The 16,716-nt window shown below is 38.8% G+C and carries 13 protein-coding genes; 3 read left to right on the top strand and 10 right to left on the bottom strand.

Going from position 1 to position 16,716, the window contains the following annotated elements; genetic code table 11:
- The 8 genes from F952_RS09325 to F952_RS09290 form a co-directional block, all read right to left on the bottom strand.
- Window positions 1-885 carry a hypothetical protein gene (locus F952_RS09325; RefSeq protein WP_017385157.1) on the bottom strand — a complete coding sequence of 295 codons (885 nt, stop codon included), beginning with the start codon at window positions 883-885 and terminating at the stop codon, window positions 1-3.
- On the bottom strand, window positions 872-2,725 hold the full coding sequence (locus tag F952_RS09320) for a hypothetical protein (RefSeq protein WP_004926196.1): 1,854 nt from the start codon (window positions 2,723-2,725) through the stop codon (window positions 872-874). Before F952_RS09320 ends, F952_RS09325 begins: the two co-directional genes overlap by 14 nt.
- The gene (locus tag F952_RS09315) at window positions 2,722-3,975 is read right to left on the bottom strand and encodes a glycosyltransferase family 2 protein (protein WP_004926194.1); all 1,254 of its coding nucleotides are present in this window, start codon (window positions 3,973-3,975) and stop codon (window positions 2,722-2,724) included. Before F952_RS09315 ends, F952_RS09320 begins: the two co-directional genes overlap by 4 nt.
- Window positions 3,962-4,867 carry a hypothetical protein gene (locus F952_RS09310; RefSeq protein WP_004926192.1) on the bottom strand — a complete coding sequence of 302 codons (906 nt, stop codon included), beginning with the start codon at window positions 4,865-4,867 and terminating at the stop codon, window positions 3,962-3,964. Before F952_RS09310 ends, F952_RS09315 begins: the two co-directional genes overlap by 14 nt.
- Window positions 4,867-5,619 carry a hypothetical protein gene (locus F952_RS09305; protein WP_370458623.1) on the bottom strand — a complete coding sequence of 251 codons (753 nt, stop codon included), beginning with the start codon at window positions 5,617-5,619 and terminating at the stop codon, window positions 4,867-4,869. The genes F952_RS09310 and F952_RS09305 overlap by 1 nt, the downstream gene beginning before the upstream one ends.
- A 133-nt stretch (window positions 5,620-5,752) precedes the next feature.
- A complete protein-coding gene (phrB, locus tag F952_RS09300) occupies window positions 5,753-7,186 on the bottom strand; it encodes a deoxyribodipyrimidine photo-lyase (protein WP_004926186.1) in 1,434 nt (477 codons plus the stop codon).
- A 247-nt stretch (window positions 7,187-7,433) separates the two neighbouring features.
- Window positions 7,434-7,916: an FKBP-type peptidyl-prolyl cis-trans isomerase gene (locus F952_RS09295; RefSeq protein ID WP_004926184.1), complete on the bottom strand. Its 483-nt coding sequence runs from the start codon at window positions 7,914-7,916 to the stop codon at window positions 7,434-7,436.
- Between the two features lie 257 nt (window positions 7,917-8,173).
- The gene (locus tag F952_RS09290; RefSeq protein WP_011182234.1) at window positions 8,174-9,484 is read right to left on the bottom strand and encodes a D-alanyl-D-alanine carboxypeptidase PBP6B; all 1,311 of its coding nucleotides are present in this window, start codon (window positions 9,482-9,484) and stop codon (window positions 8,174-8,176) included.
- A gap of 169 nt (window positions 9,485-9,653) precedes the next feature.
- Here F952_RS09290 and F952_RS09285 point away from each other — a divergent pair, with 169 nt between their 5' ends.
- Both F952_RS09285 and F952_RS09280 read left to right on the top strand, forming a co-directional pair.
- Window positions 9,654-11,357 carry a M61 family metallopeptidase gene (locus F952_RS09285; RefSeq protein WP_004926174.1) on the top strand — a complete coding sequence of 568 codons (1,704 nt, stop codon included), beginning with the start codon at window positions 9,654-9,656 and terminating at the stop codon, window positions 11,355-11,357.
- A gap of 242 nt (window positions 11,358-11,599) precedes the next feature.
- Complete coding sequence (locus F952_RS09280; protein WP_004926171.1) at window positions 11,600-13,831, top strand: NADP-dependent isocitrate dehydrogenase; 2,232 nt, start codon at window positions 11,600-11,602, stop codon at window positions 13,829-13,831.
- A gap of 94 nt (window positions 13,832-13,925) precedes the next feature.
- Here the strand turns inward: F952_RS09280 and uraH are convergent, their stop codons facing one another.
- Together uraH and F952_RS09270 are read right to left on the bottom strand one after the other, a co-directional pair.
- Window positions 13,926-14,324 (bottom strand): hydroxyisourate hydrolase, encoded by a 399-nt coding sequence (gene uraH, locus F952_RS09275; protein ID WP_004926169.1) that lies wholly within the window; start codon window positions 14,322-14,324, stop codon window positions 13,926-13,928.
- A gap of 84 nt (window positions 14,325-14,408) precedes the next feature.
- Complete coding sequence (locus F952_RS09270; RefSeq protein WP_004926168.1) at window positions 14,409-15,203, bottom strand: rRNA large subunit pseudouridine synthase E; 795 nt, start codon at window positions 15,201-15,203, stop codon at window positions 14,409-14,411.
- A 195-nt stretch (window positions 15,204-15,398) separates the two neighbouring features.
- Here F952_RS09270 and icd point away from each other — a divergent pair, with 195 nt between their 5' ends.
- Window positions 15,399-16,655 carry an NADP-dependent isocitrate dehydrogenase gene (icd, locus tag F952_RS09265; RefSeq protein ID WP_004926166.1) on the top strand — a complete coding sequence of 419 codons (1,257 nt, stop codon included), beginning with the start codon at window positions 15,399-15,401 and terminating at the stop codon, window positions 16,653-16,655.
- The last annotated feature ends 61 nt before the right edge of the window (window positions 16,656-16,716 follow it).

The following is a 16,716-nucleotide window of genomic DNA, read 5'->3' as shown; positions in this document are numbered from 1 at the left end:
TTAGGCTTTATTTGGATGCGAATTTGCATAATAGACTTTATACCAGAGTGAAATAATTAAAACAGAGGTGCGATTTAAATAATGAGGACCATCAAAAATATAGACAGTTTTACCTTCATATGCTTTTAATTGTTGAATAATTTCCCATGGATAGGCGGATCGAAATCCGCCTTTGTGATCTGGACGAAATGCTTCAAGAACGATTGCAGTACGATTTTTACCTAAATCTTTTTCCAAATCATTATAGATATTGAGTGCTTGTTGGGGGGTTCTAACACCAGTTCCAACGCCGTCTTGAAAAAAAACTTTATCTTTTTCTGGAAGCCAGCTTTTAACCCATAAAGAATAATGGGATGGATTGGCTTCACCGCTATAAATACTGACCCAGAAAGGGATTGGAAGTTTCTCGAGAACTTTGCCAAGTAAATGAACCTGTTGCCAACTTGGATCTGCTTCTACAGGAAAGTAATAGCCTTGTACATCTAAGTGTTGATGGATTAATTTTTCGGCTTGAGCACCTAAAGCAATCACATTTTGACGTGCTTTGGGTTCATTGTATTCACCAGCCGTTCCCAAAATAATATTTTTTGCCCAAAGTTTTTTTCTGAGTTGAGAAAGACTAATCGACTTGTTCCATCGTTCAGTGTGATCTATTTCAGAAATCCAGCTTTTTGAATCGACAATAGACCACTGGGGAACAAAGGTATTGACACCTAAAAGATGCCAATTTCCCTTGGGTGGAGTCGTATCAAGATCGGGTTGCCAGAAAATACCCTTTATCTGCGCGGGATCATGGACTTTCATTTTGATCCCGCACGCTGCAATATTGAGTAGTGCTAAAACGATTAAAATATATTTAATATAACGTGTTTTAATCATTTTCATTGGATTTCGCATGTTTACGGTTTCGCCAGAACCAGAATATTATGGCAATAAGCATCAATAATGAAATTGCCAAGATGACAATAATAAATGATGATTGTTGCACTAAAGGTGTTTTTTGAGTTCCAACGATCAGTTTTTGTAGCGTGTATAAATTACCATTTTCAGAGACAAGAAGCTTTGTCACATTATTTGGAATATTGTGTTGGATCTTGCCCCAACTATTTATGAAGTTTTGAGCGCCTTCAGTTGAATCTGTAAGAATACTAAAACGTTTCTTATCATAACTGACAATGTAACCATAACCTGCCGTAGGCTGATAAATAATATCCTGATGTAAGCTAAGCTGCTGGTCATACATTTTCTTATTGACTTGGATATCAAGGACTCGATCTTTATTGGATGAGTAGTCAACGATATTGAGAGGAACTGCTCCATTGCTCAGCAGCATCTTTTTCGCCACTTGGGTAGCAATAATTGCCATACCAAGTGAGCCATCTTGATGATCAATTGCAATATTAGGCGCAGTCGCAAGCGCCATAGACAGTGCAGCGACACCATTTTTAAGTTTATGAGGAAGATTGACGGTAGATCGTTGGGTATCAATCCAGATTGAACCATTCGCTGTTGGAAGACATTGAGAATTGGCAATAATTGAGCTTTCGATTCTGAAATCGAATGTATTTGAGTTTGAGATTGATTTGGCGAAAAAGTTAAACTGACGATTAACGGGGTCAGAAGCCAAATCTGCAAGCTTCATACTACCTGCAAGACCATCATCAATCCACGTCGTAATATTTGAGCCTTCAATTAATCCGCTTTGAACGCGTAAAGCGAGTTGACCTTGAAGAATATCTGTAGGTTGCCATACTGATGGAAAATCTAGAAATAATGATTTACTTCCTTGACCAAGCCTAAAATCAGAAAAACCAAGGTCTGCAAGCGTATTGATTTGCTTTAATTGAGCCCATTGAGGAGGAGATAAATTCACTGGAAATGAAGCATCAGAGGTTGCGATCTGACGTAAATAGACTGGATTCGTCAATCCATTAATGGCCGCCAGTAATTCCTCATTTCTATGGTAACGAATGGTTAATGTACGAATTTCTTGCGCATTATCTGTGCCCAGATGTGCGGTCGCACCATTCGGTAATGGAGTAGCCGAGTGAATAATTTTTAATATAAAGTTAGGTAATTGATTTTTTTGCTCAGGAACATTCATTTCATACCAGGCTATTGGCGTCACTGAGCTTGCTGATGTTGCAAGACGGGCAAGCATAGCAGCCTCAAATTTATTATTTTGATCGTATTCTAATAGTCCTATAAATGGCTGAGCACGAACAAGTTGTGGATTGACTAAAGCGTCAGGTAAATCCTGTATGCGAAATATTGAGCGTTCAGAGCTATATTCAATTTGTGAATTGGTTACGTAGGTAACCTGATCTATTTCTTCATTACAAAAGTTATTGGTATTGGTATCGCGTTTAATGGGAGGAGAATACTGTTGCAGGATGAAGTCTAAACGATGAAAACCACTCTGACTTGCGGGGATATCAAATGACAATATGCCAGAGCCGTTTAAAGTGGTGTTATAAATTAATTTATCGTCATATTTGACGACAAGAGTGGTGTAGTATTCGGTCGAATAATTTGCGGTAAACTTTGCGCTACGCCATTGTGCTCCTTTGCCTACGTAAAAGAAGTGCGGTTCAGTTGTGTATTGAGAAGAAGTACTAATATCTGGAAGTTGCCAGATTTCGGCATGCGATGCATGAGACAAATACATGCATCCTGCCATGACTAATATTTTTAAGGAATGATTTAAGGGATTAAGTATTTTCATTTTTTCTTCTCTTTACTCCGTTCTGTTTTATACCATTGCAGTGAGTTGCCTTGTATCTTATTTTTGATCATTTCATAGGCAGCTTTAAAAACAATAAAAAGAAATATTTGTGAATAGCTGATATATGAAATCACAGAATAGAAATAGAGCGGTCTGGGGGCTTTCTCTAAAGAGAGCGTAAACCACATTTGTGCAACATATAAGCAAAATGATAAGAGCCACAGGAGTGTGAATGGGCCAGGGACACTTACACCTGCGATATCTAGTAGACCAAGCGTTAAGGTAATATGACTCCACAATAATGCAGGGACAAACAGGATATAGCACATGATGTTATTAAAAATTTCAATCCCGATGGGATAAGGGTTTTTTAATGCGACAGGAAGATATTTGTGAGTGACATAGAAATTGCCTTGAGTCCAACGTGAACGTTGTTTAACAAAGACTTGCAAAGAGGGGGGATCTTGTTGCCAGCCAATAGCATAAGGAACCCATTTAATTCGCTTTGTGCCAAGAAAAATCCGAAAACTCATTTCTGTATCATCAACTAATGATTTTTCATCAAAACCTCCAAGTGTTTCTAATGCTTCACGCCAAATAACATAATTGGTTCCCATCAGGGTGGATAATTCAAAACGTTGCCAGCGTCCTCCCTGAAATATCCACTGAAAGAAAATGAATTCAATGGCAATAAAATGGGTCAGTATGCTGTCTTGCCAATTGCGTGTACGTACTTTGCCATTCACTGCAACAAGTTTAGCGTCGGCAAGAAGCGTTTGTGCCAGTAGCCGCACACAATTAGGTTCTGGTGTACTATCTGCATCATATACGACTATCAGTTCACCTTTTGCATGGGGCAATCCATTATTGAGTGTTCGGGATTTACCTTTGCCTCCCATGCCTTTTGGCACATTGACAATTTTGATACATGGGTAGATCTTTGCCATTCGCTCAGCAATTTCAAGCGTATTGTCTTTAGAACCATCATTAATTAATAGCACTTCGTAGGCATGATCAGGATAGTCTTGTCCAGCAATTGCATGAAGCGTATCTTCAATGACCACACCCTCATTGTAGGCAGGAATCAGAACACTTAGAAATGGCCATCTCTCGGGAACAGGAAGGTTTTGGAGTTCTTTTTCTGCTGTTTTAGAATATTTCCATGCCTGAAAACTGAGCCACGCCCAGAAGGTTTGCGGAATCCAGATACCTAAAAAGCCAAACAGAAAGAGAATATCAATTGGTTCCATTTTTTCTTATCCTGCGAATAATTGAAATAACCAGTATCAGAAGCAGGACACCGCCGAGTAGTAATGAAATCCAGGAGATTGAGCTACCGAAGGTACTCAATAAGTCAGGATAATGGCTGCCTAAAATAATATCTAAAGGAATGACGACAATACTGCCAAATATAAAAAGGTAACCTAAAAGGCTGGTTTGAATTTCAATGGGAGTGCTGGTATATAAAATATGGTTAAAATTCCATGAAACACCCAGATGAGGATAGCGAATATTATTTAAATCGATGTCGGCTGATGGATTAATAATGACCTGATAACCGTTACCTTGTTCAGATTTTTCTTGAGCATGATAAAAATAATGCTGATTAGATTGTATCTCTCGGGTGGGTAAAGGAAGCGTATCATTATTCTGGCTTTGAATAATATAAGTACCAGCAGGAAGTGTATTTAAATTTGGATCCCATCCAGTTTTGAGTAATGCTGCTAACGGGCGTAAGCCGATTGCTGTAGAGAATGTTGCTTTTGCGCCAAAGTAATAGGGATGATCCGATTCAAATAAGGCGACAGGGATAGCACCTTCATAGACAGCATTTTTGATTTTCCAGTATGTTTTGAATCTGAAATATTCATTAGGTAAAAGAATGCCAGGCTTAATCCCTTGTTTGATGATGCGTTTATAGCCTGGTGAGTTTAGTTGGTCTACAGTAAAAATTGGCCACCATTCTCTCGGTTCTGGAAAGAACATGGATATGTCCTGAGAGGACGGCCAGGGTTTCTGATTGGGTTGTACATTAGTATCAATATGGCACTGATAATATTTTTGATAAAACTGCTGTAACGTCACATCAGGTGCCGTTTGCGTCATAAGAATCAAACCGCATACATTTAAAAGTATAGCCATTAGACATTCTCCTGATCTGGGAGTGTCGTCTCTTTAAAAAACTGTGTGGAATGGGTAATTTCTAATCGTAGCGTAGTAATATCTTTTAACTTTTGAATAAATTCTGGTGAATTGGTTTGATCATTACGAATCACAATACTTTGAATAGACTCAAGTTCTTGATCTGCGAAGTGGAAGGTTGATTCATTATTTTCAAAAGCAAGAGCTTCAAGAATTTTATTCTGAGTATTTTTCCAGATATCTTTACCTAACATTTCCTGAATGAGCGTTTTATTCTGAATTTTGATATGAAATATTTCATAAGAATTTTGCGTATCGATATTATCTTGTATTTTCCACAGTTCTCTTTCAAATGTAGAAAGACTGGATAAAGGAAAAATATCATTATGTGTATTTCTTTGGTAAGACTCCAATTCTTGAAGATGATCAGAATGTGAAAGCAGGTTGTATCTAATAGCACTTAAAAAAATAGGGGTCAAAGGAATAAGAAACAATAATAATAACTGGCGTTCGATATAGGTCTGATTTGCAAGATCAAGTAAAAAATAAATAGAAATACAGATGAATGCAAATAAACCTAAAATGAGTGACCAGCCTACACTTAAGAAGCTGCCTGCAATTAATAAAATCAGAAGAAGAATCCAACTCCCCCGAAAAGATGCAGGAAGCCATTCATAAGCAATAATAGCCATGAAAATATGGGCAATGATCACCCAAAGTAGGATGCTTTGATTGGTTTTTGTCATCTTGATCGGTATTGTTGTTATAGATTAATATTTTTGATTCTGACATAAAAAATAATGAATACTTAAATAAACATGTAAAATTAACATTTCTATTCAATAATCATAAATTTTATACAATTAATATTCTCAAGTAAGTTGATTATAATGAGCTACTTTTTTTAAACACTTCAATCGCATTTTTTCGAGTGGCTTTTAGGTCAATAATCGGCTTAGGGTAATTCAATTCAGTTTTATGCTGATATGCATATGGATCATGAATATGTTTACTATCTAAATGTTTGAGTTCAGGAATCCATTTCTTTAAAAATACGCCTTCTGGATCAAACTTTTGTGATTGAGTGACTGGATTAAAAATTCTAAAATAAGGCGAAGCATCAGTGCCTGTTGAAGCGCTCCATTGCCATCCACCGTTATTTGCAGCGAGATCGCCATCGATTAAATGTTGCATAAACCATTTTTCGCCTTTTCTCCAATCGATAAGCAAATTTTTGCTGAGGAACATTGCACAAATCATTCGAACCCGATTATGCATCCAACCCGTTGCTTTTAATTGACGCATGCCTGCATCAACGATAGGAATACCTGTTTTGCCTTGTATCCATGCTTCAAAATGCTCATCGTTTTCATTCCATGGAATATTCTTGGTATGATCCTGAAAAGGCTGATGACGTGACAATTTAGGGAAGTCGAATAGAAGCTGTTGATAAAATTCGCGCCAGAGTAATTCATTTAACCAAATCTCTTGACCCTTATTGTTAAGAAAGAACTGACCATGCTGCTTCTGAAAAATAGCTTGAATACATTGACGAATCGATAATATCCCAATGGTTAAGTACGCAGAGATATGGCTAGTTCCATCCTGTGCAGGATAATCACGTGATTCGTGATAACGATTGATCTTGTCTTGCGTAAAGTCTTCAAGCAAATTTAAAGCAAAAGTTTCACCAATTGGCCATTCATTCTGAATGTGTTGATCTATTTGGGAATATCCAAGTTGTTTGAGAGAAGGAATAGCCGCTTCTTTTTTTGCAATTTCTGGTTGTTGCTTTTGTTTGTGTGGATAAGGGAAACACTTGGGGATGTCTATATTCAATCGTTCATAGCATGTTTTTTTAAATGGTGTAAACACCTGATAAGGTGCCTGACTTTTGTTTCTAATACTGCCCAATGGAAATAATGTTTTGTCATGAAATAAAATCAGATTTTTTCCAATTTTACTCAGTGCTTCCTGAACAGCATGATCACGTTCAATTTCATTGATGCCAGTTTCAATATTGGCATAGACATCTTGTATATGATAACGATCTGAGATAGAGATAATTTCAGTCGCTATATCTTTCCATAAGGGAATGATCTGTACAATTAAAGGAATATTGATTGTATTTAACTCTTGTTTGAGCTGTGTAAGCTGGCGCATATAAAAGTCAATTTTAATGATTGCATCATCATGCTGTTGCCATTGTAAAGGCGATAAAGCAACAAAGGCAATCGTGCTGCCTGCTTGAGTTGCATGCCATAAAGCAGCATGGTCATTTAAACGTAGATCATTTCGAAACCAGATCAATTGATTCATTGGTAAGACCTTTAAATACTCTTAGATTTATAAAGTTTTAAATAAGCGATATCACAATAAAATAATTTTAGAAGGTATAAAGTGAGGGTTTTGTGAAGGGATGAGTACTTTTTATTATGTTGAGTTTTTAAATAAAAAATAGAGCCTGTTGGTAATTGGGACGATTTTTATTTTTAGGTCAGAAAAAATCTTCAAAAACAAGCAAGGCAAAGTAAAAACTTTGCCTTGACTGGAAAAACCTTCCAGATTAGTGGTGATGACCACCTACACCGTGTACATGACCGTGATCTAGCTCTTCTTGAGATGCATCACGGATTTCAACGATTTCAACTTCAAACGTTAAATCTTGGCCAGCAAGTGGGAAGTTAGCGTCAACAACGATGTTGTCACCTTCTACAGCTTTCACAGTAACGATCTGAACGCCGTCATCAGTTTGAGCTTGGAATTGCATGCCAGGCTGGATGTTTTCAACACCCTGAAACATTTGTGCTGGAACTTCCTGTACTAGGTCTGGGTTGTATTCGCCATAACCTTCAGCAGCAGGAACGTTGACAGTAAATTTGTCACCAACAGCTTTACCTGTTAATGCATTTTCCAAACCAGGAATAATGTTGCCTGCACCGTGCAAATATGCAAGTGGTTCGCCTTGAGACTGGTCAAGAGTTTCACCTTCAGCATTTGTCAATTTGTAGTGGAATGAAACCACGTGGTTATTTGCAATAGCAGTCATGTTTGTTGATCCATTCAATCAATTTAAGGTCACATCATAAAGTGAAAAAAGAATTTTGTAGATTAAAAATCGTAAAAACTCACAAATTTCACATTTAAGCGCTCATTTTTTCTTAAATAAGGGCATTTTTTATGTTTTCAATGCGATTTTCTAATTTTTTAATGATCATTTGATGAAATTGATCTATCAAAGACAAAATTTTTTGATGATAAAAAAGGTAGCTCATGAGCTACCTTTAAAAGTCTGTTTAGATACCATTAATGTAAAGGGTAAAGCTTTGCTGTCTGCTGGTCGTGACCAAAAAAGCTAAAGATTCCTTTGACCCACATAAAAAAGCGTTGAAAGAAATTAGCTTCTTCAATATGTACATTATCTGCAATTTGTACACTGTGAATGAGCTGATTATTTTGGTAGATTTGTATTGTCGCCAGATTAATCGCTTTCATTAGAGGTGCAGTTAATTGCTGTTCGTTTAATTCTACATTAATACGTGTATTTGTCGTTTCAAGTGGTTCAAGAAGCTGCTTTTGACCATTTCCAAGTGGCAAATATAAACGTTGGGTAACATTATCAAAATTGTTTAGGTCAATGGCTTGTGGCTGATTGTAAAGTGACGTGGTCACAACAGTCGGTTGGTGTGTTTCGACCTTAAACATTTTTAAAGTCGATTTAATCACAGGGAGTTCTGCAATCGTTTGATTATTTTTAATGACTTCTTCATCGCGCGTGTATGCATAAGCAAGGTTCATGAGTTTATTGGCCACTTCTGCACGCTTATGTGCATTTTTGGTACCTAATACTACAACAATCATACGGCGGTCTGGTATATCGACATTCATGGTCGGGCGCTTTGCTGTTAGTGCCAGATTATAACCCGCCGCTTTGGTATAGCCTGTTTTTAAGCCATCGGCAGTCGGGTCAATTTTCAGTGCGAGATTGGTCGCACGATGAAAGCGTTGTTGATAAGAAAAGCTTGGTAGTTTGGAGTAGCTCAGGTAATCAGGAGTTTGTTTCACAATAGCTTGCGCAAGCAGTGCCAAATCATGTGATGTTGAATAATGATCGGGCATGGTCACACCAGCAGGATTTGAAAAATAAGTATCTTTCATTCCCAATGCCTGAGCTTCCTGATTCATACGCTTCAAAAAGTCTGGAACATTACCAGAAATACGTTCTGCTAAGGTCACCGCCGCATCATTGGCTGACATAACAATAAGGCCTGCCAAGAGTTGGTCTATTGAAATTTGTTCGCCTGGTTTTAAATACATTTGCGATTCATCCCACATCACCATATTCACCACAGGTGTCGCGGTCAGGATATCGGTTTTATGCAGTTTTCCGGCCTTTAATTCTTTTAATGTAATGTAGGCGACCATCATTTTGGTGAGTGATGCGGGTGCACGTTGAATGTGACTATTATGTTCTGAAATAATTTGTCCAGACTGCGCATCAACAATACTCCATGCCTCTGCTTCGACGCTTTCTGGCGCGATATTAAGCAGATTGGCATGCGCAACAGAAGCACATAGCAGACTGAATAAAGATAAGATAGAAAAAAAGAGTCTCACGTGGTCACCTTGGGTCGCCATGCTCTAGCGAGAAATGCAAAAACACACGCATGCTATGCCTTTTTTACGGCTATAGCTAGTGACTTTTGCAGACAAATACGACAACTACGCAAGACTTTGTAAAAAAATGCTAAGCTAGGAATTATCTTGCTTATTCCGATACAGAATCATGTTGCATTATCAAATCGAATTCGACGATTATCGTCAGCACCTTGTTCATGTCACTTTACGCTTTCTTGCTGATCCGAATCAGGAACTTTGGTTACCCACTTGGATTCCAGGAAGCTACCTGATTCGTGAATTTTCCAAACATATCGAGTCGGTTCAGGCGTATGATGAAGCAGGCCGGATATTAGAAATTAAAAAACAACAAAAAAATCGTTGGAGATTATTCAATACCGATCATGAGCTGATTACCGTTGAATATGATGCCTATGCCTATGATCTTTCTGTTCGTGGTGCATATGTCGATCAGACTCGTCTATATATTAATCCTGCCTGTGTTTGTCTTGCTTTAGGTGGTCAGGAAGAAAAAGCGTGTGAAGTTGAATTATTTTTACCACAAGAGTTAAAGCATTTTCAGCTTGCGACTGGTTTGCCATCAAAAAGTTTGGTGAAAGGTCGTTTTACACTGAAGGCTGAAAATTATGATCAACTGATTGACAGTCCATTTGAGCTTGCTGAGCAAACTCGTTTTTCATTTGAAGCGGGTAACATCGCGCACGAGATGGTGATTTCTGGAATACATGCAACCAATACCGAACGTTTAAAAAATGATTTAGAAAAAATTTGTGCGACAGAAGTAGCATTATTTGGTTCAGCACCTTTCCAAAATTATACTTTTATGACCATGGCGACAGGGAATAGTTATGGTGGGCTTGAGCACTGCAATAGCACAAGTTTGATTATTCCACGAACAGATTTGCCAAAGTTAAATGAACCTGAAGAGCCATCTGAAGATTATCAACGCTTTTTAGGATTGTGTAGTCATGAATATTTTCATTCATGGTTGGTCAAGTTTATTCGTCCAGAAAATTTTGCGCGATATAATTTGAATCAGGAGAGCTATACCTCGCTGTTGTGGATTTTTGAAGGCTTTACCTCATATTATGACGACTTGATTTTGCTTCGTAGTGGTGTCATCTCGCAAGAGTCTTATTTGAAATTGCTTAAAGCACAGATTGATCGTTATTTGCAAAATCCTGGACGCCAAATTCAATCAGTTGCAGAGTCAAGTTTTGATGCATGGATCAAGTTTTATCGTCAGGATGAAAACTCAAATAATGCAGGAACAAGTTACTATAATAAAGGCTGTCTAGTTGCACTCTGCCTTGACTTAGGCCTGAGATTACGTGGATCAAGCCTTGATGCTTTATTACGCTTACTGTATCAAAATACTGAGAAAGGTGTGCAGGTCAATGAGCGAACCATCTTTGAGTTATGTCAACAGCTTACTGGCGATAGCTGGATTGAGCAAATTAATCATTTAATTAATACGACAGATGAGCTACCACTGGATCAATTATTTCCTGAATTCGGCCTGAGCTATGCTTTAAAGCATGATAAAAAAATGCCGTTTGGCATGAAATTGCAGGATAAGCCTGAAGGTGTAATGGTTCAGCAAGTGAATCGTTATGGTGCTGCTGCAACAGCAGGTTTGTCTGCACAAGATGTTATTATTGCGATTGATGGTTTAAAAGCATCAGAAAAATTACTGGCGACTTATGCAAAACAGCAAGGGATAATCACAATACTTGCGTTCCGTCGAGATGAGCTGATGTCATTTGAGGTAGAGCGTTCAACAATAAATTTGGCAGAAGTTGAACTGGTCGTGCAGGATCAATCCAAAGCCGATCATTGGTTAAAAGTCTAAAGCTGATTTAAACCGAAAGAGAAAACGACGCTGTAAAGCGTCTTTTTTTTGTGAGGTATCTTTTTTGAAAATCTGATTATCGAACATTATTTATTTTCGAAATGTTGGTATCACTGGATATTACGTTGACTGAAATGCGATGAGGGCGGATACTCTCTGGGTTTTAAATAAGCTAATCGGTTCCAAGGAGTGAATCTTGATTCTCGCTCCTAAAAAAACTCAATCCAAAGCAGGAGAAATATATGGCTGGTGGAAAGTCAACAATCATTTACACACTGACCGATGAGGCGCCGCTATTAGCGACTTACTCACTGCTGCCGATCATTGAGACTTTTACTAAGCCTGCTGGCATAGAAATTGAGAAAAGTGATATTTCTGTTGCGACACGTGTGCTTGCAGAATTTCCTGAGTACTTGAGCGATGAGCAGAAAGTACCGAATAATTTGGCTGAACTTGGTCGTCTCACACAAGATCCAGATACAAACATTATCAAGCTACCAAATATCAGTGCTTCAGTTGCACAGCTTACTGCTTGTATCAAAGAGCTTCAATCGAAAGGTTTTGCGATTCCAGATTATCCAGAAAATCCTTCAACAGAAGAAGAAAAAGAGCTGAAAGCACGTTATGGTAAATGCTTGGGCTCAGCAGTAAATCCTGTATTACGTGAAGGTAACTCTGATCGCCGTGCCCCAGCGGCAGTGAAAAACTATGCAAAAAAACACCCGCATTCAATGAGCGAGTGGAAGCAATGGTCACAAACGCATGTATCACATATGGAAGAAGGTGACTTCTATCATGGTGAAAAATCAATGACACTTGATCGTGCACGTAACGTCAAAATGGAGTTGGTTACAAAAAGCGGTGAAACCATCGTGCTTAAACCAAAAGTAGCTTTGCTTGATGGTGAAATCATTGACTCAATGTTTATGAGCAAAAAAGCGCTTTGCGATTTTTATGAAAAGCAGCTCGATGATTGCCGTGAAGCAGGCATTTTATTTTCGTTGCACGTGAAAGCAACTATGATGAAAGTGTCACATCCAATTGTATTTGGTCACTGTGTCAAAATTTACTATAAAGAAGCTTTTGAGAAACATGCCAAATTATTTGATGAGCTAGGCATCAATGTAAACAATGGTATGGCGGGTCTTTACGAGAAAATCGAAACTTTGCCAACTTCATTACGTGAAGAAATCATTGAAGACTTGCATGCTTGTCAAGAGCATCGTCCTGCACTTGCCATGGTCGATTCTGCAAAAGGAATCACCAACTTCCATTCTCCAAATGACATTATTGTTGATGCATCCATGCCAGCGATGATCCGTGCAGGCGGTAAAATGTGGGGTGCTGATGGCAAGCAATATGATGCTAAAGCCGTGATGCCAGAATCAACTTTCGCTCGTATTTACCAAGAAATGATTAATTTCTGTAAATGGCATGGTAATTTCGACCCGAAAACCATGGGTACTGTACCAAACGTAGGTTTGATGGCACAAAAAGCTGAAGAATACGGTTCTCACGATAAGACGTTTGAAATTCCACAAGCAGGTGTTGCCAATATTACTGACCTTGAAACAGGTGAAGTGTTGCTTTCTCAAAATGTTGAGGAAGGTGATATCTGGCGTATGTGTCAGGTGAAAGACGCACCGATTCGTGACTGGGTAAAACTTGCTGTAACTCGTGCACGTAACTCTGGTATGCCAGCCATTTTCTGGCTTGACCCGTACCGTCCACATGAAAATGAATTGATCAAGAAAGTACAAACTTACTTGAAAGAGCATGACACAACAGGTCTTGATATTGAAATCATGTCACAGGTTCGTGCAATGCGTTACACACTTGAACGTGTGGTACGTGGCTTAGATACGATTTCTGTCACAGGTAACATCTTGCGTGATTACCTCACAGATTTGTTCCCAATTATGGAATTGGGTACTTCAGCCAAGATGCTATCTATTGTGCCACTCATGGCAGGTGGTGGAATGTACGAAACTGGTGCAGGCGGTTCAGCACCAAAACACGTACAACAACTGGTAGAAGAAAACCACTTGCGTTGGGATTCTTTGGGTGAGTTCCTTGCGCTTGCTGTATCTTTGGAAGAGTTAGGCATCAAAGAAGACAATGCACGTGCCAAGTTACTTGCAAAAACCTTAGATCAGGCAACAGGCAAGCTACTTGACAATGATAAGTCTCCTTCACGTCGTACTGGCGAGCTGGATAACCGTGGTAGCCATTTCTATCTATCATTGTATTGGGCTGAAGCACTTGCAGCGCAAGATGAAGATGCAGAGTTGAAAGCCAAATTTGCACCACTTGCACAAGCTTTAGCGGATAATGAAGAAAAAATTATTGCAGAGCTATCTCAAGTACAGGGTAGTGCGGCAGATATCGGTGGTTACTATGCAATTGATCCTGCAAAAGCAAATGCAGTGATGCGTCCAAGTGCAACATTTAATTCAACACTTGAAACTGTATAAGTAAAGCTGATTGATTTTGAATAAAAAACGATGCCTAGGCATCGTTTTTTATTTGATTTTGCATCGTAATTGGGAACGTAAAAAGCGCTCAAATTTAATTACCACGATAAGTTGAATAGCCATAAGGACTAATTAATAGTGGAATATGGTAGTGTTCGAGCGATCCATCAATCACGAAAACCACAGGAACTTCTGGAAAAAATGAACGTTGGTTTTTCTGCCGAAACCACTCACCCGTTTTAAACGTCACCCGATAAATGCCTTTATCTAGGGGTTTATCTTCGGGATACAATGCTGCAATACGGCCATTATCATCTGTTGTACCGTGATTAATCTCGACCCATTTATCTTTTTGCTGAGCTTCTAGGGTAACGTTTACATTGGCAGAGGGTAAGCCCGTTTCGAGGCTAAGTACATGCACACTTAATGGATTCTGAGCAAGGCAAAATGTGGAGAAACCTAGTCCAACCAGTGGAAGTAATATTTTAAGCATTAAATGGTCTCCAGAATTTAGAAACCATTATGTTAACCAATTGATTAAAAATCATAGGTTTAAAAAATGTAATCTATCAATTGATTAGCGGGCTCTGCGTCCACGGCTTTTGGTGTTTGGACGAGTTGTACCATTGGTCTTACGACGTGGCTTTTCATCTTCATCCATTTGCCAGATACGTTTGGTACCAGATTTTTTCTTATCTGACGCTTTCTTGTCACCATCTTTATTTTTATGATGGATTGGCTTACCGCCAGTTCCACCTGGTTTTTTTACATATGAACGTGAGCGATAAGGTTTGTCTTCAGGCACATCTTTAAAATCTGGATATAGTAAAGGTTCAATTTCTTTTTGCTCTCCAGGTTGTAAGCCTAATTTTACCAAATTAATTGAACCGATTTGTGTACGGATTAAACGCAATGTTGGAAATCCTACCGTGGCAGTCATGCGGCGAACCTGACGATTGCGGCCTTCACAGATTGAAATTTCAACCCATGAGGTGGGAATGCTGGCACGAAAGCGGACTGGTGGATTTCGCTCCCATAGCCATTCTGGTTCTTCAACTTTTGTTGCCTGGGCGGGTAGGGTAAGGCCATCAGCAAGCTCAACACCTTTACGCAATTTTTCCAAGGCATCTTCGGTGATGTCACCATCGACCTGAACCAGATAGGTCTTATATTTTTTATTACTTGGGTGGGTAATGTATTGATTCAGACCACCATGGTCTGTCAAAAACATTAAGCCTTCAGAATCCAAGTCTAAACGTCCTGCAATACGAAGTTCAGGATCTGCAATAAAACTAGAAACAGTCAAATGCGCGCTATCTTCACGAAATTGAGATAGGACATCATAAGGTTTGTTGAATACAACGATTTTCATAAAAAAATTCTGCTTTGGTTTTCAGTGTATTTGAAAACAGAGATGTTTTTATTTAAATGAGAAATGTTGCTATTTTAGCTCAAAATCTCACCAACAACGATTTTTCAATTACACTGGTTTGGCGTTAATAAAGTAGAAGGTATGTCCTTTGTGGCATACATTTATTCGCCAGTTACAAAAGGGAGTACCTGTACAATGGGTTATCAGAAGATCGTGGTGCCTGTCGATGGTGACAGAATAAAAGTCAATGCAGACCTGTCACTTAACGTTCCAAACCATCCGATCATTCCTTTCATTGAGGGTGACGGTATTGGTGTGGATATTACACCAGCTATGAAGGCAGTGGTAGATGCTGCGATTGTCAAAGCTTATGGCGGCAAACGTTCGATCGAATGGATGGAAGTATACTGCGGTGAAAAAGCAAATACTATCTATGGCAGCTATATGCCTGAAGAAACTTTTGAAGCATTACGTGAATTTGTCATTTCAATTAAAGGGCCGCTTACCACGCCAGTGGGTGGAGGTATTCGTTCACTCAACGTGGCTTTACGTCAAGAACTAGATTTATATGTTTGTGTCAGACCTGTACGCTGGTTTGAAGGTGTACCAAGTCCTGTACAACACCCTGAACTCACCGATATGGTGATTTTTCGTGAAAATTCAGAAGATATTTATGCTGGCATTGAGTGGAAAGCAGATTCTCCAGAGGCAAAAAAAGTCATTCAGTTTTTACAAGAAGAAATGGGTGTTCAAAAAATCCGTTTTCTCGAACACTGTGGGATTGGAATTAAACCGGTCTCTAAAGAAGGAACCCAGCGTCTGGTACGAAAAGCGATTCAGTTCGCCATCGATAATGATAAGCCAAGTGTTACTTTGGTACACAAAGGCAATATTATGAAATATACCGAAGGTGCTTTCAAAGAATGGGGTTATGAGCTTGCAATCGAGCGTTTTGGAGGAGAGTTGATCGATGGTGGGCCATGGGTTCAAATTAAAAACCCCAAAACAGGCAAGGATATTGTGATTAAAGATGTCATTGCAGACGCTTTCTTGCAGCAAATTTTAATGCGTCCAGCCGATTATTCAGTCATTGCAACCCTCAATCTAAATGGTGATTATATTTCAGATGCACTTGCTGCTGAGGTGGGTGGAATTGGGATTGCACCAGGTGCCAATATTGGTGGTGCAATTGCTGTTTATGAAGCAACCCATGGAACAGCACCGAAATATGCTGGGCAAGATAAAGTAAATCCAGGCTCTATTATTTTATCGGCAGAAATGATGCTACGCGATATGGGATGGACAGAAGCAGCTGATCTGATCATCAAAGGTATATCTGGTGCGATTGAAGCCAAAACAGTGACTTACGATTTTGAGCGTTTAATGCCAGGCGCAACTCTATTAACCTGTTCAGAGTTTGGGCAAGCCATCATTAAGCATATGGATGATTAACTGACATAATATGATCAAACCTCTCATATCGGGAGGTTTTTATCATTTTTTAAATATAAGT

This window comes from Acinetobacter baylyi DSM 14961 = CIP 107474 (assembly GCF_000368685.1).
GTDB classification, from domain to species: Bacteria; Pseudomonadota; Gammaproteobacteria; order Pseudomonadales; family Moraxellaceae; genus Acinetobacter; species Acinetobacter baylyi.
This window is presented reverse-complemented; position numbering and strand designations above follow the sequence as displayed.

Excerpts from the sequence above, each read along its gene's own strand:
- F952_RS09310 (WP_004926192.1), bottom strand. The coding sequence starts at position 4,867 with ATGGCTATACTTTTAAATGTATGCGGTTTGATTCTTATGACGCAAACG.
- phrB (WP_004926186.1), bottom strand. The coding sequence starts at position 7,186 with ATGAATCAATTGATCTGGTTTCGAAATGATCTACGTTTAAATGACCAT.
- F952_RS09285 (WP_004926174.1), top strand. The coding sequence starts at position 9,654 with ATGTTGCATTATCAAATCGAATTCGACGATTATCGTCAGCACCTTGTT.
- F952_RS09295 (WP_004926184.1), bottom strand. The coding sequence starts at position 7,916 with ATGACTGCTATTGCAAATAACCACGTGGTTTCATTCCACTACAAATTG.
- uraH (WP_004926169.1), bottom strand. The coding sequence starts at position 14,324 with ATGCTTAAAATATTACTTCCACTGGTTGGACTAGGTTTCTCCACATTT.
- F952_RS09320 (WP_004926196.1), bottom strand. The coding sequence starts at position 2,725 with ATGAAAATACTTAATCCCTTAAATCATTCCTTAAAAATATTAGTCATG.
- F952_RS09325 (WP_017385157.1), bottom strand. The coding sequence starts at position 885 with ATGAAAATGATTAAAACACGTTATATTAAATATATTTTAATCGTTTTA.
- icd (WP_004926166.1), top strand. The coding sequence starts at position 15,399 with ATGGGTTATCAGAAGATCGTGGTGCCTGTCGATGGTGACAGAATAAAA.
- F952_RS09315 (WP_004926194.1), bottom strand. The coding sequence starts at position 3,975 with ATGGAACCAATTGATATTCTCTTTCTGTTTGGCTTTTTAGGTATCTGG.
- F952_RS09280 (WP_004926171.1), top strand. The coding sequence starts at position 11,600 with ATGGCTGGTGGAAAGTCAACAATCATTTACACACTGACCGATGAGGCG.
- F952_RS09270 (WP_004926168.1), bottom strand. The coding sequence starts at position 15,203 with ATGAAAATCGTTGTATTCAACAAACCTTATGATGTCCTATCTCAATTT.